The sequence below is a fragment of the Kitasatospora indigofera genome (genome assembly GCF_014655955.1).
GTDB classification, from domain to species: Bacteria; Actinomycetota; Actinomycetes; order Streptomycetales; family Streptomycetaceae; genus Kitasatospora; species Kitasatospora indigofera.
Genome location: NZ_BNBO01000004.1, coordinates 51,003 through 74,113 on the forward strand (window position 1 = coordinate 51,003; position 23,111 = coordinate 74,113).

Sequence of the window (23,111 nt, forward strand, 5' to 3'; positions counted from 1 at the left end):
GATCCGGCGGGCCTGTTCCCGCCGGATCCGGCCCCGCCGGACGCTGCGGAGTCCTGCCCGGCCGGGTGCTCAGGTCAGCGGCGAGATCACCGCCGCCGTGCCGTACGCACAGACCTCGGTCCCCACGTCGGCGGCCTCCGAGACGTCGAAGCGCATCATCAGCACCGCGTTGCCGCCGCGCGCCTGGGCCTGCGCGACCAGTCGCTCCATCGCCTCGTTGCGGCTCTGCACCAGCGTCTTCGTCAGTCCCTTCAGCTCGCCGCCCACCAGGGACTTCAGCGAGGCGCCGATCTGGCTGCCGACGTGCCGGCTGCGGACCGTCAGCCCGAAGACCTCGCCGATCACATGGTCGACCCGGAAACCCGGCACATCGTTCGTGGTCACCACCATCACCTGGGCGTTCTGTCCCTGCCCGCCGCCGAACTCGTCAAGGTTGCTCATGGGCCCATCCTGCGTGCGCCACCCGGCCCCGTCGGCGGAGGCAGGGCCGAGAAGCTGGGCCAGACCGGTGATCGGGCGCCGGAAAAGCCGTACCGTAGGCGCATGGGCGAGCGAAGCGATCATCCGCAGGGGCAGGGCGCCACGGAGGACTCCGGCGCGCGGGAAATCGAGGCGACGGTGGTGCTGGGCCTGCGCATCACCGACTGGCCCGCGCTGCGCGCAGCCGCCAGAGCGGCCGTCGAGGACCTGGACTTCGAGGGCGTCGACCCGGCCGAACAGCGCCGTGAACTGCTGCGGGAGGTGTCCGAGGACCCGAACGCCGCCCTCGGCGTGCTGCTCCACCCGGACCGCCTGGTGGCCGCCATGCCGGGCGTCGACGCGCTCGGCGGCACCCTGGAGATCAGCGTCACCGAGGACTTCGCGCCCGACTTCGCCGAGCTCTTCCCGCTCGACGGGGACGAGGAGGGCAGCGGCGGCGTCGGCGACTGGACCCTCACCCCGCGCACCGCCTGCCTCCTGCACGCCCAGCTCCTCGGCCTGGCCGACGCGGCCTACGACGACCTGGAGGAGCACGAGGGCGAGCCCGTGCTGGAGAGCGAGGAGCACGAATGGGCGGTCCTCGGCCGCCTGCCCACCCGCACCTGGGGCCTGCACCGCGGCTGGCGCCGCTCGATGGCCCGCGCCTTCGACGACCTCGCCGACGACCTGGCCCTCGGCGAGTGGCCGCTGCCGCGCTGCCCGGCCGAGGACATCGCCCTGCGGATGGCACTGGCCGACGCCCGCAACCTGCTGGGCGCCCAGCCGGAGTCCGTCGCCGACATGATGGGCGACCTGCCCGCCGACCTCTACGACTACGACTGGGACGGCTGCCTGGACGAGCTGTTCGGCGTCTACGGCCCCGAGGACGGCGACCCGGAGGCGGACACCGCGAGCCGCACCGAGGAACTGATCGCCGCCACCCACCCCGAGGGCTGGTTCCTGCCGTACGAGGACGCCGAGGAGCGCGACCCGCAGCGCGGCTACCGGCGCTGACGGCGGGCCCGGTCCGCTCCGGTGCGCCGCTGCGCGCCCCCGTGGGCGGGGCCGGGCGGGGGCGGACCGCGGCGGGGCCCGGGCGGGGCGGGCCGGCGGCGGCTGGCATCCTTGACGGGTGACCACACCGTTCGACGCCCCCAGCCCCGACGACGCGCCCGCCGGGCGCGACGCCAACCCCCAGTACGTGCTGCCGCTCGTCGTCCGGATGGAGCGGACCGAACCGCCCGGCCGCACCGACGCGCTGGAGACCTCGGCCCGCGCCGTGCTGACCCTGCTGGACGACCCCCGGGTGACCGACCCGGACGGAGAGTGGGCCGCCCTGGTGGTTGCCTGGACGGACGGCCGGATCCGCAAGGTGGTCCGCCGGGCCCGGGGCGGCGAGTGGCGCAAGGCCGGCGAGCTGCCGGGCATCACCGTGACCGGCGCCGGGGCCGAGGTCCGGGTCTTCCCGCCGGTCCCGCTGGACGGCTGGCCCAAGGAGCTGGCCAAGCTCCAGGTCTCCGGCACCGACCTGGAGGAGACCACGCCGCCGGCCGCTCCCGAACCGGGCCTGCCCGTGCTCTGGCTCAACCCGGAGCTGGAGATGAGCGCCGGCAAGACCATGGCCCAGACCGGCCACGCCGCCCAGCTCGCCTGGTGGCGCCTGGACGAGGCGCAGCGCAAGGAGTGGGCCGGGAACGGCTTCGCCCTCGCCGTCCGGACGGCCACGCCGCAGGCCTGGGCCGAGCTGACGGCCAGTGGCCTGCCCCTGGTGCAGGACGCGGGGTTCACCGAGATCGCTCCCGGCAGCTCCACCGTGGTGGCCGACCACCCGGCGCTGCGGGCGGGGTAGCCGGCGCTCGCCCCGGCCGGGCCGGGCGGTTCGTACAGGGCTCAGGGGCTCAGGCACACACGGCAACGGGGCACAGGGCACAGGGCACAGGGCGACGAGGGGGAACACCGGTGCCGGAACTGACGGGACGGCGGCCGCCGTCCGAGGGGGACGACGGCGCCGCCGTCCCGAAGACCGTCCCGAAGACCGCCTCGGGCCCTGCCGCGCCCGGCCCCGCCGGGTCCGGTGACCGGGCGGAGCTGCTGCTGGCGATGCACCGCCTGGCCGTGGGGCCCCACCCCACGGCTGCCCTGCTGGGCTGGCTGGCCCGGCGCGGCGGCCGGTGGACCGCGTTGCTGGACGCCGACGGCGCCGTCCTCCGGGCGTCCGCCGTCCCGGCCGGCGCGGCCCCGGCGGCCGGGCTGCCCGGGCTCGCCGCCGAGGGCGTGGCGCTCTTGCGTTCGCAGGGCGCCGGCTCGGCGCGGATCGACCGGGCGGGCCTGACCGGCTGGTTCGTGGCGGCCGGCAACGGGCCGGCGCGCGCCGTCCTGGCGGCGGTCGGCCCCGGGCCCGGCCCGGCCGGCCTGCCGCGGCTGCTGGCCGACGCCGCCCGGCTGGCCGAGCTGTGCCGTCAGGTCGAGGCGGCCGCCCGCGACCGCGAGCGGTCCGAACGGGCCGACGCGGGCAGTCGCGAGGCCGTCCTGCACCTGCTGATGATCGGTGAACTGCCGGCGGCCCACCGGATCGCGGCGGCCCTGGGGCCCGAGCTGCCCGACCCGGTCCGGGTCCGGGTGGTCGAGGGGCCGGTCGGGCGCCGGGCCGAGATCGCCGCCGACTGGGGCGCGGCCACCGGCGACCGGTCCTGGATCGTGCCCTGCCCGGTGAACCACGGCCACCTCATCGCCGTCTCCCCGGCCGACCTCGCGCCGGGCGGCGGGGGAGAGCCGGCCGGCCCCGCCGACTGCGCGGTCGGGGTGAGCGGCGCCGTCCCGCTGCGCGAGACCGCGCTCGGCTACGAGCAGGCCTTCCACGCGCTGGCCGCGGCCCGATCGGTGCCGGGCCGGCACGTCGTCTTCGACGGGCAGGGCGACCTCGCGCCGCTGCTCGGCCCGGCCGGGGCCGGCTGGGCGCGGCAGCTGCTCCGCCCGCTCACCGAGTACGCCCCGCCGCGCCGGGCCGATCCGGGGGCGGCCGAGCTGTTGGGCACCCTGTCCTCCTGGCTGGCCTTCGGCACCGGCGCCGTGCGCCACCTCAAGGTGCACCGGAACACCCTCGCCGCCCGGCTGGACCGGATCCAGCACCTCCTCGGGCTGGACCTGGAGCGGCTCCCGGGCCAGGCCACCGCCTCGCTGGCGCTGCGGCTGAGGGCCGTCCCCGCCCTCCCCGCCGGACCGGCCGCGCCCGTCCTGCCGCCCGGCCCGGCCGGGCTGGAACTGCTGCTCGCCACCCCCGCCGCCGCGCACTGGGCCGAGGCCCTGCTGCGCCCGCTGCACGCGGCCGGCCCGCCGACCGCGGCCGCCAGCGTGCGGGCCTGGCTGGCCCAGGACGCCCGGGTCGCCCCGGCGGCGGCCGCGCTCGGCATCAGCGCCCCGGCGCTGCGCAAGCGACTGCTGCGGATCGAGGAACTGCTCCAGCGCTCGCTGCTGGCATCCCCGAGTGCCAAGTACGACCTCTGGCTGGCCGAGCGGGCCGGGGCGCCGGCCGGAGCGTGACCGGGGGTCCGCGCGGAAGGCCGAGGGCGAGCCGGCCGTCCGGGCGATGACTGGGCGGGGTGTTACGCGGGGGCCGTCCGGCTGTGCGGATCGAAGCTTTCGCCGCGGTCCGGTCCCGGTCAGGATGGGGACGCGGCCGAGCGGGCCGCCACCGCGCGGCCCCGGGGACGGGGGACCACTCCGGGCCCACTCCGGGACCGCGCCCACGGCCCGCGCGTCGCGACCTGGCGAGTCCCACGGGGATCGGCAACGGGGGTGCACCGCACGGGGGTGCGGCGCGGCCGGCGTGGCAGAGCCTGTACGGCGGGGCCCGGGGGTTCGCCCCCGGGCCCCGCCGTGCTGCCGCCCCCGCCCTCGGGTCGTGCCCCGTCCTCGGGTCCTGGCTCAGCCTTCGTAGCGGCGGAACCGGCGCAGCCCGCCGTAGGCCGCCGCACCCGCCCAGAGGGCGAGCAACAGCGTCCCGGTCCCGTGCGGGAAGGGGACGTCCGGGTCGGTGGCGTAGCGGATGCCGTACTGTCCGGCCTTGTCCGGCAGGAACGGGACGAGCTCGCGGACCCCGGGGACGGCGCCCAGCAGTGTGGTGCCGACCAGCAGCGTGGGGACCAGCAGGCCCATCGCGGCCGTCATGTTGCCGAGCATCGCGGTGACGCCCAGACAGAACACGATCATCAGTGGCGGGTACAGCGCGGCGGCCGCCAGACTGCGCGGTACGCCCGGATCGGTCCAGCCGGCCGGGTGGTCCAGGGTGGCGCGGGCCGCCGCGAACGAGCCGGCCGAGAGCAGCAGCCCCAGGGCCAGGCCGTAGCCGGCGCCGACGGCGAGCTTGCTCCCGTACAGCAGGCCACGGCGGGGCACCGCCAGCAGGGCGGGCAGGACCGAGCCGGAGTTGAACTCCTGCCCGAGCAGCAGCACTCCGAAGCAGACGAAGGCCGTCTGGAAGACCGTCAGCCCGTAGTGGATGCCGACGCTCGGGTCCTGGATCAGCAGCTCCTGGACGTCCCCGATCAGCGCGCAGACCAGGGCGCTGGCCAGGATGCCGAGCAGGGTGCCGGCCAGCGGGACGGACCAGGTGGTCCGCAGGGTGGTGATCTTCGTCCACTCGGCACGCAGCGCGGTGCCGGCGCTGACCGTCATGGTCTCTCCTCGGGCGTCGGGCCTCGGGTGTCGTCCGGGGCGTAAGGCCTGGGACGACGGGTGGCAGGCGGGGTCACGGGCTCAGGCGTCGTGCCGGCGCAGCGAGCGCAGCCCGCCGTAGGCGGCCGCCCCGGCCCAGAGCGCCATGATCAGCAGGCCGGTCCAGTGCCCGTAGTGGATGCCGGCGGTGTCCTGGTGGCGCAGCGCGTACTGGCCGGCCCGGTCGGGCAGGAACTGCGCCGCCTCCCGGACCCCGGGGACGGCCGCCAGCACGGTGGTGCCGAGGAAGACCATCGGGGAGAGCAGGCCCATGGCCGCCGTCAGGTTGCGCAGCATCGTGGTGGCGCCGAGGCAGAGGATCACCAGCAGCGGGTGGTAGAGCACCCCGGCGACGATGCTGCGGACGGTCGCCGGGGAGTCCAGCGCGAGGTCCACGGTGGCGCCGGCGGCGAGGTAGGACCCGGCGGTCGAGAGCAGCCCGGCCAGCAGGCCGATCCCGCCGCCGAGCAGGAGCTTGGCGCCGAACAGCCGGCCGCGGGCGGGCACCGCCGTCAGCGAGGTCCGGATGGTGCCCGCGTTGTACTCCTGGCCGATCAGCAGGATGCCGAAGCAGGCCGCCGCCACCTGGCCGAAGTTGAGCCCGTAGTAGATGCCGATGCTCGGGTCCTCGGTGAGCGAGGTGTCGGTGGCGCCGTAGGCGTCGTTGACGGCGTAGGCGATGCCGACGGTGAGGAGCACGCCGATCAGCGGGGTGGTCCAGAGCGAGCGCAGGGTGGTGAGCTTGGTCCACTCCGCGTGCAGGACGGCGGCCTTGCGCCGGGCCGGGGCGGTGGCCCGCGGGCCGGCGAGGGTCGTGGTGGTCATGCCGCCACCGCCCGGTACTCGACGCTGTCCGCGGTCATCCGCATGAAGGCCTCCTCCAACGAGTCCCGCTGGACCGCGATCTCGTACAGCACCACGCCGTTCGCGGCGGCCAGTGCGGCGATCCGCTCCGGCTCGGCGCCGGTGACCTCCCAGGCGCCGCCCTCGGCGGGCTCGGCGGTGAGGTCCGAGCCGGGGCCGCGCAGCAGGGCGGACAGCTTGTCCGGATCGACTGCGCGGACCCGGACCCTGGTCCGGCCGTGCCGGTCGATGAACTCCGCGGTGCTCGCGTCGGCGAGCAGCCGGCCGCGTCCGATCACCACCAGGTGGTCCGCGGTCAGGGCCATCTCCGTCATCAGGTGCGAGGAGACCAGCACCGCCCGGCCCTCGGCGGCCAGGCCGCGCAGCAGGGTCCGGATCCAGCGGATGCCCTCCGGGTCCAGGCCGTTGACCGGCTCGTCCAGCAGCAGCACCGGCGGGTCGCCGAGGAGGGCGCCGGCCACGCCCAGCCGCTGGCGCATCCCCAGCGAGAAGCCCTTGATCCGCTTGCGGGCCACCTCGGCCAGCCCGACCTGGTCGAGCACCGCGTCCACCCGGGAGTCCGGCAGGCCGTTGCTGTGCGCCAGCCAGCGCAGGTGCCCCCGGGCGGTGCGGCCGCCGTGCACGGCGTGGGCGTCCAGCAGAGCGCCGACCTGGCGCAGCGGGTCCGCGAGTTCGACGTACGGCCGCCCGCCGATCAACGCCCGGCCCGCGGTGGGGCGGTCCAGGCCGAGGATCATCCGCATGCTGGTGGTCTTGCCCGCCCCGTTGGGCCCGAGGAACCCGGTGACCACTCCGGGGCGGACGCCGAAGCTGAGGTCGTCGACGGCGAGGGTCTGCCCGTACGACTTGCTGAGGCCCTGGACCTCGATCATGGCTGCCTCCCTGGCTCGTTGGTGACGGGCTCCATTCGACCCGGTGGGGCCGGGGCGGCGGATCCCGCCGGGGAGTGGACCGGCCTCCCTCCCGGGAGGGAGGCCCGCGGGGCCGGTGGCCTGGCACGATGGCCGGGTGCCCAGGATCATCGCGCCGCTGTTCGCCGCCTCCACCTACGCCCGGTGGCTCCACCTGCTGGTCGGCATGGTCTTCGCCGGCGTGGTGCTGATGGTCTACCCGGGCATCGAGGAGGTCGGCCTGCTCCGACTCGTCACCTCCGCCACCGTCTGCGACAGCGTGCTGCTGGCGCTGGCGGCGCTGGTCCCGGCGATGCGGCGGGCCGAGGGCGTCCAGGCCCGGCTGCTGCTGATGCCGGACCGCGAGGAGGACATCGGGGTCGAGCGCTCCGGTACCTGGGCCGACCGCCGCCGCACCACGGCCTGGCTGATCGCCCGCGTCGCCCTCGGCATGGCGGTCGGCCTGCTGAGCGTGAACGCGATGACGGTGAGCGTCCTGCTGGCCGGCGCCCCCGGCCGGGACGAGCCGCTCGTGCTGTACGGACATTCGCTGCCGGCCGGCGGTGATCTCTGGTACCCGCTGTTCGCCCCGCTGGTGCTGTTCGGCGCCGGCTGGCTGGTGGTGCTCGCCGGGCGGCTGCAACTGGCCATGGCGGTGCGGCTGCTGGGCCCCTCGCCGGCCGAGCGGCTGGCCGAGGCCGAGCTGCGGGCCGAGCGGCTGCTGGAGCGGAACCGGCTGGCCCGGGAGCTGCACGACTCGATCGGCCACGCCCTGACGGTGACCGTGCTGCAGGCCGGGGCGGCCCGCGAGGTCGGCGATCCGGCGTTCGTGGCCAAGGCCCTGGAGGTGATCGAGGAGACCGGCCGGCGGGCGATGGACGACCTGGAGCGCACGCTCGTCCTGCTGCGCGAGACCCAGGGCGGCGCCGCCACCGAGCAGCCCGGCATCGACCAGCTGCCGCAGCTCTTCGACGCCGCGCGGGCGGCCGGCAGCCCGGTCGAGGCCTGGATCGACGTCCCGCAGGGGCAGTTGCCCGGGGTGCTGTCGCGCGAGACCTACCGGATCGTCCAGGAGGCGGTCACCAATCTGCTGCGGCACGCGCCGGGCCGGCCGATCACGGTGCGGATCGCCGTCCGGGACGGCGGGTTGGAGCTGCGCTGCGTCAACGCGACCGACGGCGGCGGCCGTTCGCGGGCCTCCGGCGGAAAGGGGCTGCGCGGCATCCGGGAGCGGGCCACCCTGCTGGGCGGGGAGGCGACGGCCGCCCGGCAGGACGACGAGTGGGTGCTGGCCGTGCGGCTGCCCCTAAGGTTGGGGGCGTGATGATCAAGATCCTGCTGGTCGACGACGAGGAACTGGTCCGGGCCGGGCTGCGGGCGGTGCTGGAGGCGCAGGGCGACCTGACGGTGGTCGGCGAGGCCGGTGACGGCAGCCAGGTCCTTGGCCTGGTGCGGACCTTGCGGCCCGACGTGGTGCTGATGGACGTCCGGATGCCCGGCATGGACGGGCTGACCGCGACCCGCACCCTGATCGAGGGCTGCCCGGAGCCGCCGAAGATCCTGGTGGTCACCACCTTCGAGAACGACGACTACGTGTACCAGGCGCTGCGGGCGGGCGCCGACGGGTTCCTGCTCAAGCGCTCCCGTCCGGCCGAGATCGCGCACGCCGTACGGCTGGTGGCGGCGGGGGAGTCGCTGCTGTTCCCGGCCGCGATCCGGCGGCTGGCGGCCGGCCAGGGCAACCGCCCGGCCCGGGAGGCGATGTCGCGGGCCGCGCTGACCGAGCGGGAGGCCGAGGTCCTGCGGCTGGTGGCGCGCGGGCTCTCCAACGGCGAGATCGCCGAGCAGCTGTTCCTCGGGGTCCAGACGGTCAAGACCCATGTCAGCAGTGTGCTGGGCAAGTTGGGCGCACGCGACCGCACCCAGGCGGTGATCGCCGCGTACGAGTCCGGGTTCGTCGCGCCGGACGGGGACTGACCGGGCCGGGCGGTCCGGCCCCCTCGGGCGGTGGCCGAAGGCCGGCTCAGGCCGGGTAGGCGTGGGTCTGGGCGGCCTTGACCGAGGCCCAGACCGCGCTGCCCGGGGCGAGGTCCAGTTCGGCGGCGGCCGCCGGGGTGAGGTCGGCGGCGAGCGGGAGTTCGCCGGTGAGGTCGACCCGGACCTGGTCGCCGTGCAGGTCCAGGCCGGCCACCCGCAACTGCCAGACGTTGCGGGCGCTCGACTCCGGGCGGGCCAGGTGCAGGGTGACGGCGGAGGGCGGGAAGGCGACGAAGGCCGGGCCGGTCAGCTCCTCGGTGGTGGCGAGCACCGGGCCGTCCGCGAGGGTGACCCGGCGGCCGTCGGCGGTGCCCTGGTAGAGGTTGAGGCCGACCAGCCGGGCGATGTAGTCGGTGCGCGGGTGGCGGGCGATCTCGGTGGGCGTCCCGGCCTGCACCTGGCGGCCGTCCTCGATCACCACCAGCCGGTCGGCCAGCACCATCGCGTCCAGCGGGTCGTGCGTCACCAGCACCGCCACCGCCTCGAACTCGGCCAGGTGGCGCCGAAGTTGTGAGCGGACGTCGAGCCTGGTCCGGGCGTCCAGGGCGGCCAGCGGCTCGTCCAGCAGCAGCAGGCGCGGGCGGACGGCGAGGGCGCGGGCCAGGGCGACCCGCTGGGCCTGGCCGCCGGAGAGGCTGCCGGGCCTGGCGCCCGCGTGGTCGGCCAGGCCCATCCGCTCCAGCCAGCCGGCCGCCTCGGCCCGGGCCTCCTTCTTCGGGCGGCCCTGGCAGCGCGGGCCGAAGGCGACGTTGTCGAGGGCGCTCAGGTGCGGGAAGAGCAGGTAGTCCTGGAACACCACGCCGACCGGGCGGTTCTCGGCCGGGGTGTGCAGGTGCTGCCGAGGGTCCTCCAGGGTCCGGCCGTCCAGGCGGAGCCGTCCGCCGGTCAGCGGCAGCAGGCCGGCCAGCGCGCGCAGGGCGGTGGACTTGCCGGCGCCGTTGGGGCCGAGCAGGGCTATCACCTCGCCGGGGGCGGCGGTGAGCGTCAGGTCGAGGCGGAACCCGGCCCGTTCGACCAGCAGCCGGGCGTCCAGGGCGGCTTCGGCGGTGCCGGCCGTGCCGTCGGCCGGGCCGGTGGCCGTGTCGGTCGTGCCGGTCGTGCCGGTCGTGCCGGTGCGCCCGGCGGGGCCTTCGGCGTCGGCCGGGCCCTGGGCCTCGGGGTGCTCGGGGGCGTGCTCGGCGCGGGGTGTCATGGCGTTGGCGTCCAGGGGCTGTGGGGGAGGGCCGGTTCGGGGGCGGGGGCCGGTCCCGGCGCGACCGCCGGGGCGTCGCTGCCCGCAGGGTCGTCGGTGCGCGCCGGACGGGGCCGGGGCGGCCGGGCCTCCCTCCGCACCGGCGCTCCCGGCACCGTCCGGCGGCACGTCATGGGGTGGACATCCAGCGGTCCCGCAGGCCGACCAGGACGGCCACCGAGACCAGCAGCAGCACCAGGCTCAGCGCGATCGCCGCCTCGGGGTCGCGTTCCATCGCCAGGTACACCGCGAGCGGCATGGTCTGGGTCTTGCCGGGGAAGTTCCCCGCGAAGGTGATCGTCGCGCCGAACTCGCCGAGCGCCCGGGCCCAGGCCAGCACGGCGCCCGCGCCGATGCCGGGCGCGATCAGCGGCAGGGTCACCCGCCGGAAGGCCGTCAGCCGGGAGGCGCCCAGGGTGGCGGCGGCCTCCTCGTAGCGCGGGTCGGCGGCGCGCAGCGCGCCCTCCACGCTGATCACCAGGAAGGGCATCGCGACGAAGGCCTCGGCGAGCACCACCCCGGACGTGTGGAACGGCAGGGTGATGCCGAACGCGGAGTCCAGCCAGCGGCCGACGATGCCCCGGCGGCCGAGCACCAGCAGCAGCGCCACGCCGCCGACCACCGGCGGCAGCACCAGCGGCAGCGTCACCAGCGCCCGGACCAGCCGTCGGCCGGGGAAGTCGGTGCGGGCCAGCAGCCAGGCGAGCGGGACGCCGAGCACCAGGGAGACCGCGGTGGCCGCCGTCGCGCAGAACAGCGAGAGGCGCAGCGCCTCCCAGACCTCGGGGCTGGTGAGCTGTTCGGGCAGCGCGCTCCACGGTGCCCGCACCAGCAGCCCGACCAGCGGCAGCACCAGGAAGGCGAGGCCGAGCAGGGCGGGCAGCAGCAGGGTGACGGGCAGGCGCGCGGCGGCGCGCCGCCGGCGCGGGCGGCCCGGGGAGGGGCCGTCCGCGCCGGCGGGAACCGACCGCGCGCCGGTGCGGGTGCTCACGGGGCCTGGAAGCCCGCCGCGGTCAGCACCTGCTTGGCCTCGGCCGACTGGATGTAGGCGACGAAGGCGGCGGCGCCGTCCTTGTTCGGCGCCTTGGCGAGGGCGGCGATCGGGTAGTCGTTGACGGCCTTCTCGGCCTCGGGGAAGTCCACGCCGTCGATCTTCGCGGCGTCGGCCTTCACATCGGTCCTGTACACCAGCGAGGCGTCGACCTCGCCCAGCTCGACCTTGGTGAGCGCGCCCTTGACGTCCTGCTCCAGGGTGACCGGGGTGAGGTCGACACCGGCCGCCTTGAGGGCGGTCACGGCGGCGGCGCCGCAGGGCACCTCCTTCGCGCAGAGCGCGACCTTCACACCGGGGGTGGTGAGGTCCTTGAGCGTGGCCACGTGCTTGGGGTTGCCCTTGGGCACGGCGATGGTCAGCGTGTTGCGGACGAAGTTCGCGGCGGTGCCGTTGACGCCGCCCGCGTCGCTGACGGTCTTCATGGTGCTGGTGCTGGCGGCGGCGAACACGTCGGCGGGGGCGCCGGAGTTGATGCTCTGGGCCAGCGCGGAGCTGCCGCCGAAGTTGAACTTGACCTTGACGCCCGGGTAGTTCGTCTCGAACTTCTTGCCCAGCTCGGTGAAGGTGCCGGTGAGGGAGGCGGCCGCGAAGACGTTGACCTCGCCGGAGAGCTTGGGGGCGGCGGCGGGGGCGGAGCCCGTCGCGGTGGTGGCGGCGTCGGCGCCGGTCTTTCCGCCGTCGCTGCCGCAGGCGGTGGCCCCGAGGCTGAGAGCGAGGGCCGCCGCGGCAGCGACGACGAGTCTGCGGGTGCTGGTGGTCATGAGGTGTTCCCCTCCTGGCGCGCCGGGAGGGGCGCGGGGTGCTGGTGGTGGGCGGGCCGGTCCGTCGCGGCGGTGAGACGGAAGGGGCGGCCCCCGGGACCTGCGGGCGGCGGGGGCGAGCCCTGCCGCAGGTGCGGTCCATACGGCGATCATACTGCCGCAGATGCAAGGGCCCCGTCCTCTGTTCCATCGCACAGGCGGCCGACCAGGAGGGTTGCTGCCCGGCTGTGCGAAGGCTCAAACCCGCCCGTAACCCGCCGGCCGGGGAAAACCCGTCGCCCTCGCGGCGCGGACCGGGGAGAGTGGTCGCGTTCGATCAACAGGCCCGGTCGCCGGAGCCCGGCGCTCGGCGTGCCCGGCCGGCCGGTCCGGCGCCCCGACGCCCGACCCAGGGGGAGGTCCCACCATGTCCACGCTGAAGGTGACCGCCGAGCGGCTCACCATCCTTGAGCACCCGAACGCCGACGCCCTGGAGCTGGCGCAGGTCGGCCTCTACCGCGCGGTCGTCGCCAAGGGCGCCTACCGCACCGGCGAGCTGGCCCTCTACATACCCGAGCAGGCCGTGCTGCCCGCCGGGTTGATCGAGGAGCTGGGGCTGACCGGCCGGCTGGCCGGCTCGCAGGCCAACCGGGTGCGGGCGGTGCGCCTGCGCGGGGAGCTGTCCCAGGGCATCGTCTGCCGGCCCGCCGCGCTGGCCGGGGCCGACCTGGCGGCCGCCGCCGAGCAGGGCGAGGACTTCGCCGAGGCCCTGGGCATCGTGAAGTGGGTGCCGCCGATCCCGACCTCGATGAGCGGCGAGGTCGAGCACGCGCCCGACCTGCTGCCCTGGGTCGACATCGAGAACCTCAAGCGGTTCCCGGACGTCTTCGAGCCCGGCGAGCCGGTGGTGCTGACCGAGAAGCTGCACGGCAGCTGCTGCCTGGTCACCTACCACGCCGCCACGGGTGAGGTGCAGGTCTCCTCGAAGGGGATCGGCGCGCAGGGCCTGGCCCTCAAGGAGGACGGGCGGAACCTCTACTGGCGGGCGGTCCGGGCCCACGGCATCCCGGCCGTCGCGGCCCGGATCGCGGAGCGGCTCGGGGCCAAGCGGGTCGGCGTCTTCGGCGAGGTCTTCGGCGCGGGCGTGCAGGACCTGACCTACGGCGAGTCCGGCCGGACCGAGCTGCCCGGCTACGCGGCCTTCGACGTCTCGGCGCTGGTGGACGGGCAGCTGCGGTGGCTGGACGCCGCCGAGGTGCTGGCGGGGGAGTTGCCGTCGGTGCCCGAGCTGTGGCGCGGCCCGTTCGACGCGGCCACCGTCCTGGAGCTGGCCGAGGGCCGCGAGACGGTCTCCGGCCGGGAGCTGCACCTGCGCGAAGGGGTGGTGGTCCGCCCGGTCACCGAGCGCTGGAGCCCCCTGCTGGGCGGCCGGGCGATCGCGAAGGTGGTCAGCGGTGCCTACCTGACCCGCAAGGGCGGCACCGAGTACGAGTAGTCCGCTGTCGGCCGGCCCGTTCCCATGACGGGTGCGGGCCGTTCGTGTGCGTGGGGCCGGTGTGCGGGGCCGGGTGCGCGGGGCGGAGCCGTGGCCCGCCCGGGGAGGCACGGGGAGGCCGGGCCCGCTCGCCGCGGGCCGGCCGGTGGCGGGAACGCCGGCCGGGATGCCCCCTGGGGGGTGGGGGCCGCGGCGGGGGATGCGAGGATCGTCTTCCGCCCCCGACGGCGGGACTCGACCGACCGGCCGCCCACCCACCCCGTGGCGGCCGGATGGGCACCGGACGAGACCCGCGCTGCGAACACCCCGGCAGCCTTCCCGGTTGGCGCTCCTCCCCTCTCCTTCCCTCAGGAGCGAAGCACCAGCATGTCCCGTACCTTCATGTCCGCATGCCCTCCCGCACCTCCAAGATCCCTCCGGGCGCCCTCCCGGGCCCTGGCCGCGCTCGGCGCCGGCGGCCTGCTGCTCTCCGGCTGCGGCAGCGACCCCGCCCCGGCGGACGGCTCCGGCGCGGCCCTCCGCGGCAAGCTCCCCGCCTCGGTCAGGGCGGCCGGCGTCCTGAGGATCGGCTCGTACCTCAACTACGTGCCGGTCGACTTCAAGACCCCGGACGGCCGCCCGGCCGGCCTCGACCCGGACCTCGCCGACGCCCTGGCGGGCTACCTCGGCCTGCGGGCCGAGTTCGTCGACATGCCCTTCGAGAAGCTCACGCCGGCCGTCCAGTCGAAGCAGATCGACCTGGCCATGTCGGCGGTCATCGACACCCGTCAGCGGCAGACCGGTACCGACGACGACGGCCGCCGGATCGATCCCGGCGTCGACTTCGTCGACTACTTCACGAGCGGCACCTCGATCGTGGTGAAGACCGGCAACCCGGCCGGCATCAACATGCTGGACAGCCTCTGCGGCCACACCGTCGCGGTGCAGCGCGGCACCCTCCAGGAGGCGATGATGGGCCGGCAGACGGTCGCCTGCGCCAAGCTGGGCAAGCCGCTGCAGCTCCACTCGCTGACCAACGACGACCAGGCGCTGGCCGAGGTCGGCAACGGCACGGCGGTGGCGGGCCTGAACGACTACCCGGTGGCCGTGTACAACACCACGGCGCCCGACCGCGGCGGCAGGTTCCAGCTGACCAACGGGCACTTCGTGCAGTCCGGCCCGTACGGCATCACGCTGCGCAAGGACAACACCCAGCTGCGGGACGTGCTGGCCAGGACGCTGGACCAGCTGATCCGGAACGGGACCTACGACAAGGTCCTGACCAAGTGGAACATCCGGCCGGGCGCGGTCTCCAGCGCCATCGTCAACGGCGGGCACTGACCCCGGGGGCCGCCGGGGCGGGGCGACCCCGGCCCGGCGGCCCTTCGCCGTCCCGGTGGGACCGGCGCGGGCGGAGCGCCCCGGGGCGCGGCGCGGTACGGCCCGCCGCTCGCACAGGAGGAGTCCATTCGAGCACACGGCCCGCGCGGGTCGGGCCGCTTTTCACATCTTCGCCAGAGCAATTCCGGCCGCTCGGTAGCGTCCCTCGGACCCGAGACCGAAAGCGCACGTGTGGACGGCATATGTCGAACTGACATGTGACGCAACGTCGCAGAGGCGATCCGCCGCAGCCCGCACGGTCGAGGGGAAGCCCGGGAGCGTCGTGCTCGCCCCCGGGCCCGACCGGCCTACCGGAGGTCCCATGGGCACCATGCACCACTTCAGCTTCGGCTGGCTGACCCCCACGCTCTCCTACCTGATGGCCTGCGTCGGCGCCGCGCTCGGCCTGCGCTGCACCCTGCGGGCCCTCTCCGCCACCGGCGCCTCCCGCCGCAACTGGCTGCTCACCGCGGCCGCCGCGATCGGCTCCGGCATCTGGACCATGCACTTCGTCGCGATGTTCGGCTTCACCGTGGACGGCAGCGAACTGCGCTACAACGTGGCGCTGACCTTCCTCAGCCTGGTCGTCGCCGTACTGGTCACCGGCCTCGGGGTGTTCGTGGTCGGCCACGGCCGGCACCGCGGCCGCTCGATCCTGCTCGGCGGCCTCGTCACCGGCCTCGGGGTCGCCGCGATGCACCACCTCGGGATGGCCGCCGTCCGGATCCACGGCGGCATCGACTACGACCCCGGCACGGTCGGCCTCTCGGTGCTGATCGCGGTCGGCGCCGCCACCGTCGCCCTCTGGGCCGCCGTCACCATCCGCAACGTGGTCGCGGCCGGCGGCGCCTCGCTGGTGATGGGCATCGCGGTGACCTGCATGCACTACACCGGCATGGCCGCCGTGCACGTCCACATGGAGCCCGCCCGGACGGCCCTCGGCGGGGCCGCCCCGATGGAGTTCGTCTTCCCGCTCGCCGTCGGGCTCGGCTCCTTCCTCTTCCTCACCTCCGCCTTCGTCGCGCTCTCCCCGACCGTCCAGGAACGCGCCGCCTACGCCGAGGCCACCGAGCTGACGATCGAGGAGTTCCACCCGGGGGAGCCGGCCGGCACCGCGGCCGGCTGACCCCGGCACCGCACCGTCCCCCGCCGTTCCGTCCCCCGCCGCACCGCCCCCGGCGTTCCGTTCGTCCACCGTTCCCTGCGTCCGCCCCCTGCCCCCGGTACCGCCCGCCCCCAGGAAAGGTCCCGCCCCATGCGAGTACGCCGCGGATCGTCCCGCAGCGCCTCGGCGCCCGCGCCGGGCGTCGCGCGCGGCCCGGCCCGGCCGCCCGCCGCCGGCACCCGGCGCGGCGCCCACGCCGGCCCGCCCGCCGAGGAGTACCTCCCCGCGGACCGCCGGCCCCCGGGCCTGCCGCGCACCGGCCTCGCCCGGCTGCGCCCCCGGACGGTCCGTGCCCGGATCCTCGCCCTGCTGATGGTCCCGGTGGTGTCGGTGCTGGCGCTCTGGTCCTTCGCCGGCGTCACCACCGCGCAGAGCGTCTGGGACCGGACCAGGCTGCTGGAGGTCAGGACCGGCCTGCTCACCCCGGTCTCGGCGGCCGTCGCGGGCCTCCAGGCCGAGCGGGCGGCGGCCGGCCGGCTGCTGGCGGCCCCCAACGCCACCCGGGAGAGCGCCCTGCGGGAGGCCGCCGCCGGCACCGACGCCGCGGCCGCCCGCCTCACCTTCGGCCCCGCGTACAACCGGGCCGACGCCCTGGGCCTGGGCGCCGAGGCCGCCACCCGGCTGGACGCGCTCGGCGCCTCCCTCGCGGGCCTGACCGACCTGCGGACCAGGGTGCTCGCCCGCACCGTGGGCTGGCCCGAGGCGTACGCCGCCTACGGCGCCGCCGTCGACCAGGCCTTCGAGGTGGCCGGCGCGGTGTCCCGGCTGCAGCAGGACGGTCCGGACGCCTCCGACGCCCGGGTGCTGCTCGACCTGGCCCGGTCACGTGAACTGCTGGCCCGCGAGGACGCCCTGCTGCGGGCCGGCCAGAGCTCCGGCACGCTGACGGAGGACCAGCTGCGCGAGTTCTCCGGCGCGGTCTTCGCCCGGCGCCAGTTCGAGCGCGGCCCGGCCGCCGACCTGCGCCCGGACGCCCGGTCCGCCCTGCTGGCCGTCCTCGCCGGGCCCGAGTCCAAGGACCTCACCGGCTACGAGGAGAAGGTCCGCGCGGCGTCCGACGGCAGGGCCGCCCTCGCCGCCGTCGACCCGGACCGCTGGTCGGTGGCCGCCGACGGTGTGGCCCGCGCCCTGCGGACGGTCGACGCCGACGCCGGCCGCGCGGCCGGCGAGCGCCTCGCCCCGTACGCCCTCGGCCTCTTCGGCCCTTCCGGTCTCGCGGCGCTGCTCGGGCTGGTCGCGGTGGTCGCCTCGCTGCTGATCTCGGTGCAGATCGGCCGCGGCTTGGTCACCGAGCTGGTCGGGCTGCGCAACTCCGCCCTGGAGCTGGCCGGACGCGGGCTGCCCGCCACCATGCGGCGGCTGCGGGCCGGCGAGGAGATCGACATCGCGGCCGAGGCGCCGCTGCCGCCGCACGGCAGCGACGAGATCGGGCAGGTGCACGGGGCGCTGGGCAGCGTTCGGCGGGCCGCCGTCACCGCCGCCGTCGAGCGGGCCGAGGTGCTCTCCGGCGTCTCCGGCGTCTTCGTGAACCTGGCCCGCCGCAGCCAGGTGCTGGTGCACCGCCAGCTCACCCTGCTGGACGCGATGGAGCGCCGCACCGAGGACCCGGCCGAGCTGGAGGACCTCTTCCGTCTGGACCACCTCACCACCCGGATGCGCCGGCACGCCGAGGGCCTGATCATCCTCTCCGGCGCCGTCCCCGGCCGGGCCTGGCGCCGGCCCGTACCGCTGCTGGACGTCGTCCGGGCGGCCGTCGCCGAGGTGGAGGAGTACGCCCGGGTCGAGGTGCACCTGCTGCCGTTCGCGGCGCTCGCCGGCCCGGCCGTCGCGGACCTCACCCACCTGGTGGCCGAACTCGTCGAGAACGCCACCGGCTTCTCCCCGCCGCACACCAAGGTGCACATCCGGGGCGAGCGGGTCGGCAACGGGTACGCCCTGGAGATCGAGGACCGTGGCCTGGGGATGGGCGCCGAGGCGCTGGCGGACGCCAACCGGCGGATCGCCGCCGCCGAGCAGGCCGACCTCTTCGACAGCGACCGGCTGGGGCTCTTCGTGGTCAGCCGGCTGGCCCGGCGGCAGAACGTCCGGGTCTCGCTCCGCCCGTCCGCCTACGGGGGCACCACCGCCGTGGTCCTGCTGCCGACCGCCCTGCTGGAGGAGCGGGCCGGGGACGGCCTCCCCGCCCGGGCCGGCCGGCCCGTCCACCGCCCGGCGGCAGGCGCGCACCACGCCAGGGACCGCGCCCCGAGGCGCGAGGCCGCCGCGCACGCCCCAGATCCGGCGGGCGGGCGGGCCCCCGGCGGGGCGCGGCCGGCCCGGCCCGGGCCGTTGCGGCCCTTCGGCGCCCGGGGCGACGACCCGGGCGTGCTGCGCCCGAGCCCGTTCCGGGCCGACGGCGCCCGCACGGAGGTCCCGCCGCCGCCCGCCCCGCCCGTAGTACCCGTCGCCCCGCCGCAGCCCGCCGGTCCCGCACGTGCGGTACCCGGTGCCGTGCCGCGCGCCGTGCCGCGCGCCGTGCCGCGCGCCGTGCCGCGCGCCGTGCCGCGCGTCGTGCCGCCCGGCCCGCCGCCGTCCGCCGGGGCGTCCGACGGCTCTTCCACCCGTCCTTCCACCCGTCCTTCCGCCCGTCCTTCCGCCCGCCCGTCCGCGGGGGAGGCCGTCCGGCCCTTCGTCCCGGTCCCGCCGGCCCCCGTCCCCGCTCCGGAGGAGCCGGACGAGCTGCCCCGCCGGGTCCGGCAGGCCAGCCTCGCCCCGCAACTGCGCGAGGCCCCCGCCCGGCCGGGCCCGGCCGTCGCGGGCCGGTCCCGCGCCGGCCGGGCCGCCGCGGGGAGCACCGGCCGCGACCCGGAGGAGGCGCGGGCCGCGATGTCCGCCTTCCAGCAGGGCTGGGCCCGGGGCCGCGGCCCGCAGCGCCCGGCCGGCCCCGACCGTCCGTCACCCCGAGGAGAGATCCGATGATCGGCACCACCCACCAGGCCGGCGGCCTCAACTGGCTGCTCGACGAGCTGGTCTCGCGGGTCCCGCAGGTCAGGTACGCCGTGATGCTGTCCAGCGACGGCCTGGCGATGGGCACCTCGGCCGGGCTCGGCCGGGAGGACGGCGAGCACCTCGCCGCCGTGGCCTCCGGCCTGCACAGCCTGGCCAAGGGCGCCGGCCGCCATTTCGGGGCCGGCGAGGTCCGGCAGACCATGGTCGAGCTGGAGGACGGCTTCCTGTTCGTCGCGGTCGCGGGCGAGAGCAGCTGCCTGGCCGTCTTCTCCACCGCCGAGGCCGACCTCGGCCTGGTCGCGTACGAGATGGCCCGGCTGGTCCGCCGGGTCGGCGAGCACCTGTACGCGTCGCCGCGCGGCGCGGGCCGGGAGTGAGCCCGGTGCCGTACCCGCACCGCCGCCGGGAACCGGACCCCGGGGGCCCGCCGGCGGGTGCCGGCCCCGGGGAGCCGCCCGGGGCGCAGCACCTCCGCTGGTACGACGAGGCCGCCGGGCCGATGGTCCGCCCGTACGCGATGACCAAGGGCCGGACCAGTCCGGGCGGCCATGAGTTCGACCTGATCGCGCTGGTCGTCAGCGAGGCCGGGGCCGACGGCGGTCCGGACGGCCAGGGGCTCCCGGCCGGCCCCGAGCAGGGCCTGATCCTGGACCTCTGCCGGGGCGACGCCCTCCCGGTGGCCGAGATCGCCGCCGACCTCGACCTGCCGCTCGGTGTCGTCCGGGTGCTGCTCGGCGACCTGCTGGCCGCCGGGCTCATCCGGGTCAGCCTGCCCGTCCCGCCCGCCCTGCTCCCCGACGAGCACATCCTCCAGGAGGTCGTCCATGGACTCCGTGCGCTGTGAACCGGCCGGCCCCGGCCACCCCGACTCCCCGGTGCTGGCCCTGAAGATCCTGGTGGCCGGCGGCTTCGGGGTCGGCAAGACCACCCTGGTCGGCTCGGTCAGCGAGATCCGCCCGCTGCGCACCGAGGAGCGGCTCACCGAGGCCGGGCGCGACGTCGACGACACCGGCGGGGTGGAGCAGAAGTCCACCACCACGGTGGCGATGGACTTCGGGCGGATCACCATTCGCGAGGGACTGTCGGTCTACCTCTTCGGCACGCCCGGGCAGGACCGCTTCTGGTTCCTCTGGGACGAGCTGGCCCGGGGCGCGCTCGGCGCGGTCGTGCTGGCCGACACCCGGCGGCTGACCGACTGCTTCCCGGCGGTGGACTTCTTCGAGCACCGCGGGATCCCGTTCGTGGTGGCGGTCAACCGCTTCGCCGGCACCCGGGAGCACACCCCGGAGGAGGTCTCCCGGGCCCTGGACCTGGACCCGGACACGCCGGTGGTGCTCTGTGACGCGCGGACCCGCAGCTCCGGCAAGCGCGTCCTGATCGACCTGGTCGAGCACGCCGGCAAGGTGCACGCGGCCAGGCTGCTGGCGGACGTCGCCCCGGGGGCCTGAGCCCGGGTCCGGGTCCGGGCCCGGGCCCGCCCCACGACCCGGGCCGGCTGCGACGCACCGGCCTGACGTCGTGTCAGCTGATGCGGCCCGCCGCGACGTACGCTGCCAAACGTGATCACGTACGAGGACCGCAGCCTGAACGCGTTGGCCGAGGCGGGCCACTGGCCCGAGCTGCTCGGCATCTACCGGCAGGTCAGGGCCGCGGCCTCGGCCCGGGCGGGGGAGGCCGGCGCGGCCGCCGAGAGCGCGCCGCTGGGCCATCTGATCGCGCACGGGGCGCCGCCCGAGGTGGCCGTCCGGCTGTTCGACGAGGACGGCGGGCCGGGCACCGCGGCCGGCGTCGGGGACCACGACTCCGGGCCGCTCTGGGAGGTGCTGGCCACCCGGCACTCCTGGCTGCGGCTGGCCCCGCTGCTCGGGCCGGCGCCGGTGCGGCGGCTGGTCGCGCACACCAGGGTGCTGGTCGGCGAGGACCTCTCGTACGGCGCGGAGCCCGACCCGGACGGCGTGCCGTTGGTGCTGGAGCCCTGGGAGGTGGCCGGCTGGGGCGACAGCGGACGGGTCCGCGACTACCTGCGGGCCGGCGGCTCGCGCAGCTGCCTGCTGGCGCTGCCCGCCACCCGGGAGGGGCTCGGCCCGGTCGACCTGCCCGTCCGCCGCGAGCGGGTCGCGGGGCAGCGGGCCACCAAGGAGTTCGCGGCGCTCGCCGACTGGGCCCAGGTGGCCTGCGTGCGCGGCACGGCGGCGGACGCGGCCGCGCAGTACGCCCCGGCCCGCCGGGTGACCGGCGGCTACGTGCCGTTCGCCGCCGCGTACCCGGTGCTGGTCCAGGCCGGGGCCGGGGTCCGGGCGCACGGGGTGGCCCGCGGCCGGCTGGTGGTCTGGCGGGCGCTGGTCGCGATGACCGGCGCGGCCCGGCCCGACCGCGCCGAGGTGAACGCCCTGGTGGCCCGGCTGCGCTGTTTCACCTGGTGCGATCCGGCGGACGAGCTGCGCTACCTGCACGTCGCCCTGGAGGACCCGGCGACCGGCCTGAGCTGGGCGGTCAGCGGCGACGACGTGGAGTGAGCGGCTCCCGGGCGACCGGCGGGGAGCCGGCAGGGGGGAGGGAAGCCGGCTGCGGGGGGAATGGAGTGAGCGGCCGCCGCCCGGTTCAGCCTGCCGGGTGGCGGCCGCGGGCCCCGGCCCGGTCGCCGTCCGGGGGTGGTAGCCGGCGGCCGGGGCGGGGAGCGGGGGGGGGGCGGGTCAGGCGCTGAGCTTCTCCTGGCCGGGGGCGGCGCCCTGGACGGGCACCTGGGCCTCCGGGGCGGCCGCGTGGCTGTCGACCAGCGTCGTCTCGTCGAAGGGCAGCCGGCCGGCCAGCACCTGCCGGGCCCGGTCGTGGTCGATCTCCTTGGTCCAGTGGCCGATCAGCACGGTGGCGACGGCGTTCCCGGCGAAGTTGGTCAGCGCCCGGGCCTCGGACATGAAGCGGTCGATGCCGACGATCAGCCCGACCCCGTCCACCAGTTCCGGCTTGTGCGACTGCAGGCCGCCGGCCAGGGTGGCCAGGCCCGCGCCGGTGACGCCGGCCGCGCCCTTGCTGGCGATCACCATGAAGAGCAGAAGCGAGAGCTGCTGGCCGATCGACATCGGCTTGTCCATCGCCTCGGAGATGAAGATCGAGGCCATCGTCAGGTAGATCGCGGTGCCGTCCAGGTTGAAGCTGTAGCCGGTCGGCACCGTGATGCCGACGACCGGGCGGCTCACCCCGAGGTGCTCCATCTTGGCGATCAGCCGCGGCAGCGCGCTCTCCGAGGAGGAGGTGGAGAGGATCAGCAGGAACTCCCGGCCGAGGTAGCGCAGCAGGGCGAACACGTTCACCCCGGCGACCAGGCGCAGCAGCAGGCCGAGCACGACCACGACGAACAGCGCGCAGGTCAGGTAGAAGCCGATCATGATCACGGCGAGGCTCTTCAGCGCGGCCGTGCCGGTGGCGCCGACCACGGCCGCCATCGCGCCGAAGGCGCCGATCGGGGCCGCCCACATGATCATCGACATCACCCGGAAGACCAGCCGCTGGACGTGCTCGACGCCGCGCAGCACCGGCGCGCCGGCCGGGCCCATCGCCTGCAGGGCGAAGCCGGCCAGCAGGGCGACCAGCAGGGTCTGCAGCACCTTGCCCTCGGTGAGGGCGGACAGCATCGTGGTCGGGATGATGCCGAGCAGGAAGTCGGTGGTGTTCTGGGCCTCGCCGGCGGCGGCCTGGGCGTGCGCGGCCTTGGTGAGGGCCTGGGTGAGGTGCAGCCCGGAGCCGGGCTCCAGCAGGTTGCCGACCACCAGGCCGATGCCCAGGGCGACGGTCGACATGGCGAGGAAGTAGCCGAGGGCCAGGCCGCCGACCCGGCCGACCTGGGCGGCCTTGGTGACCGACCCGACGCCCAGCACGATGGTGCAGAAGATCACCGGGCTGATCATCATCTTGATGAGGTTGACGAAGCCCGTCCCGACCGGCTTCAGCTCCACCGCGAAGCCGGGCGCCAGCAGCCCGACCGCGATGCCCGCGACCACCGCCGCGATCACCGCGAGGTAGAGGTGGTGCGTGCGGTCCCGTCGTCTCCCGTTTCCTGCCCCGGCGATCGTCATCTGCGGCTCCTTCGCCCTGCTGTCCTGGCGGCCCCGGGTGGTG

Annotated in this window: 21 protein-coding genes; 13 read left to right on the plus strand and 8 right to left on the minus strand. The window is 76.2% G+C overall.

What is annotated here, in order from left to right; translation table 11 throughout:
- Positions 1 to 69: 69 nt before the first annotated feature.
- On the minus strand, positions 70 to 441 hold the full coding sequence (locus IE329_RS05440; protein WP_073922696.1) for a YbjQ family protein: 372 nt from the start codon (positions 439 to 441) through the stop codon (positions 70 to 72).
- A 102-nt stretch (positions 442 to 543) separates the two neighbouring features.
- Here IE329_RS05440 and IE329_RS05445 point away from each other — a divergent pair, with 102 nt between their 5' ends.
- The 3 genes from IE329_RS05445 to IE329_RS05455 all read left to right on the plus strand — a co-directional run bounded on the left by IE329_RS05445 (position 544) and on the right by IE329_RS05455 (position 3,999).
- Positions 544 to 1,473 (plus strand): hypothetical protein, encoded by a 930-nt coding sequence (locus IE329_RS05445; RefSeq protein ID WP_079197483.1) that lies wholly within the window; start codon positions 544 to 546, stop codon positions 1,471 to 1,473.
- A gap of 118 nt (positions 1,474 to 1,591) precedes the next feature.
- Entirely contained in the window at positions 1,592 to 2,308 is a 717-nt protein-coding gene (locus IE329_RS05450; RefSeq protein ID WP_229927191.1) for an aminoacyl-tRNA hydrolase, read from the plus strand.
- Between the two features lie 110 nt (positions 2,309 to 2,418).
- Positions 2,419 to 3,999, plus strand: a complete 1,581-nt coding sequence (locus IE329_RS05455; protein ID WP_308438340.1) for a helix-turn-helix domain-containing protein — start codon at positions 2,419 to 2,421, stop codon at positions 3,997 to 3,999.
- Positions 4,000 to 4,383: 384 nt separating this feature from the next.
- On the opposite strand, the gene IE329_RS05460 is transcribed toward IE329_RS05455, so the two are convergent.
- The 3 genes from IE329_RS05460 to IE329_RS05470 form a co-directional block, all read right to left on the minus strand.
- A complete protein-coding gene (locus IE329_RS05460) occupies positions 4,384 to 5,133 on the minus strand; it encodes a hypothetical protein (RefSeq protein ID WP_190209652.1) in 750 nt (249 codons plus the stop codon).
- Positions 5,134 to 5,214: 81 nt separating this feature from the next.
- Complete coding sequence (locus IE329_RS05465; protein WP_190209653.1) at positions 5,215 to 5,997, minus strand: ABC transporter permease; 783 nt, start codon at positions 5,995 to 5,997, stop codon at positions 5,215 to 5,217.
- Positions 5,994 to 6,908: an ABC transporter ATP-binding protein gene (locus tag IE329_RS05470; protein ID WP_190209654.1), complete on the minus strand. Its 915-nt coding sequence runs from the start codon at positions 6,906 to 6,908 to the stop codon at positions 5,994 to 5,996. The genes IE329_RS05465 and IE329_RS05470 overlap by 4 nt, the downstream gene beginning before the upstream one ends.
- A 136-nt stretch (positions 6,909 to 7,044) precedes the next feature.
- Between IE329_RS05470 and IE329_RS05475 the strand changes: the two genes are divergently transcribed.
- Positions 7,045 to 8,250: a sensor histidine kinase gene (locus IE329_RS05475; RefSeq protein WP_229927192.1), complete on the plus strand. Its 1,206-nt coding sequence runs from the start codon at positions 7,045 to 7,047 to the stop codon at positions 8,248 to 8,250.
- Positions 8,250 to 8,903 (plus strand): response regulator transcription factor, encoded by a 654-nt coding sequence (locus IE329_RS05480; protein ID WP_373311091.1) that lies wholly within the window; start codon positions 8,250 to 8,252, stop codon positions 8,901 to 8,903. Before IE329_RS05475 ends, IE329_RS05480 begins: the two co-directional genes overlap by 1 nt.
- Before the next feature lie 46 nt (positions 8,904 to 8,949).
- Here the strand turns inward: IE329_RS05480 and IE329_RS05485 are convergent, their stop codons facing one another.
- The 3 genes from IE329_RS05485 to modA form a co-directional block, all read right to left on the minus strand.
- Complete coding sequence (locus IE329_RS05485) at positions 8,950 to 10,155, minus strand: ABC transporter ATP-binding protein (protein WP_190209656.1); 1,206 nt, start codon at positions 10,153 to 10,155, stop codon at positions 8,950 to 8,952.
- Between the two features lie 169 nt (positions 10,156 to 10,324).
- The gene (locus tag IE329_RS05490) at positions 10,325 to 11,185 is read right to left on the minus strand and encodes an ABC transporter permease (protein WP_190209657.1); all 861 of its coding nucleotides are present in this window, start codon (positions 11,183 to 11,185) and stop codon (positions 10,325 to 10,327) included.
- Positions 11,182 to 12,009 (minus strand): molybdate ABC transporter substrate-binding protein, encoded by an 828-nt coding sequence (modA, locus tag IE329_RS05495; protein ID WP_190209658.1) that lies wholly within the window; start codon positions 12,007 to 12,009, stop codon positions 11,182 to 11,184. Before modA ends, IE329_RS05490 begins: the two co-directional genes overlap by 4 nt.
- Before the next feature lie 406 nt (positions 12,010 to 12,415).
- On the opposite strand from modA, the gene IE329_RS05500 reads away from it, so the two are divergent.
- The 8 genes from IE329_RS05500 to IE329_RS05535 all read left to right on the plus strand — a co-directional run bounded on the left by IE329_RS05500 (position 12,416) and on the right by IE329_RS05535 (position 21,511).
- Entirely contained in the window at positions 12,416 to 13,483 is a 1,068-nt protein-coding gene (locus IE329_RS05500; RefSeq protein WP_190209659.1) for an RNA ligase (ATP), read from the plus strand.
- A 381-nt stretch (positions 13,484 to 13,864) separates the two neighbouring features.
- Entirely contained in the window at positions 13,865 to 14,803 is a 939-nt protein-coding gene (locus tag IE329_RS05505) for an ABC transporter substrate-binding protein (protein WP_190209660.1), read from the plus strand.
- A gap of 361 nt (positions 14,804 to 15,164) precedes the next feature.
- Complete coding sequence (locus IE329_RS05510) at positions 15,165 to 15,968, plus strand: MHYT domain-containing protein (protein ID WP_190209661.1); 804 nt, start codon at positions 15,165 to 15,167, stop codon at positions 15,966 to 15,968.
- Positions 15,969 to 16,097: 129 nt separating this feature from the next.
- Complete coding sequence (locus IE329_RS05515) at positions 16,098 to 18,965, plus strand: sensor histidine kinase (protein WP_190209662.1); 2,868 nt, start codon at positions 16,098 to 16,100, stop codon at positions 18,963 to 18,965.
- Entirely contained in the window at positions 18,962 to 19,372 is a 411-nt protein-coding gene (locus IE329_RS05520; RefSeq protein ID WP_190209663.1) for a roadblock/LC7 domain-containing protein, read from the plus strand. Before IE329_RS05515 ends, IE329_RS05520 begins: the two co-directional genes overlap by 4 nt.
- A 122-nt stretch (positions 19,373 to 19,494) precedes the next feature.
- Positions 19,495 to 19,839 (plus strand): DUF742 domain-containing protein, encoded by a 345-nt coding sequence (locus IE329_RS05525; RefSeq protein ID WP_190209861.1) that lies wholly within the window; start codon positions 19,495 to 19,497, stop codon positions 19,837 to 19,839.
- The gene (locus IE329_RS05530; protein ID WP_190209664.1) at positions 19,820 to 20,443 is read left to right on the plus strand and encodes a GTP-binding protein; all 624 of its coding nucleotides are present in this window, start codon (positions 19,820 to 19,822) and stop codon (positions 20,441 to 20,443) included. Before IE329_RS05525 ends, IE329_RS05530 begins: the two co-directional genes overlap by 20 nt.
- Positions 20,444 to 20,554: 111 nt before the next feature.
- Positions 20,555 to 21,511 carry a hypothetical protein gene (locus IE329_RS05535; protein ID WP_190209665.1) on the plus strand — a complete coding sequence of 319 codons (957 nt, stop codon included), beginning with the start codon at positions 20,555 to 20,557 and terminating at the stop codon, positions 21,509 to 21,511.
- Positions 21,512 to 21,688: 177 nt separating this feature from the next.
- Here IE329_RS05535 and IE329_RS05540 read toward each other — a convergent pair whose 3' ends face one another.
- Positions 21,689 to 23,068 carry a cation:dicarboxylate symporter family transporter gene (locus tag IE329_RS05540; protein WP_190209666.1) on the minus strand — a complete coding sequence of 460 codons (1,380 nt, stop codon included), beginning with the start codon at positions 23,066 to 23,068 and terminating at the stop codon, positions 21,689 to 21,691.
- Positions 23,069 to 23,111: the final 43 nt, after the last annotated feature.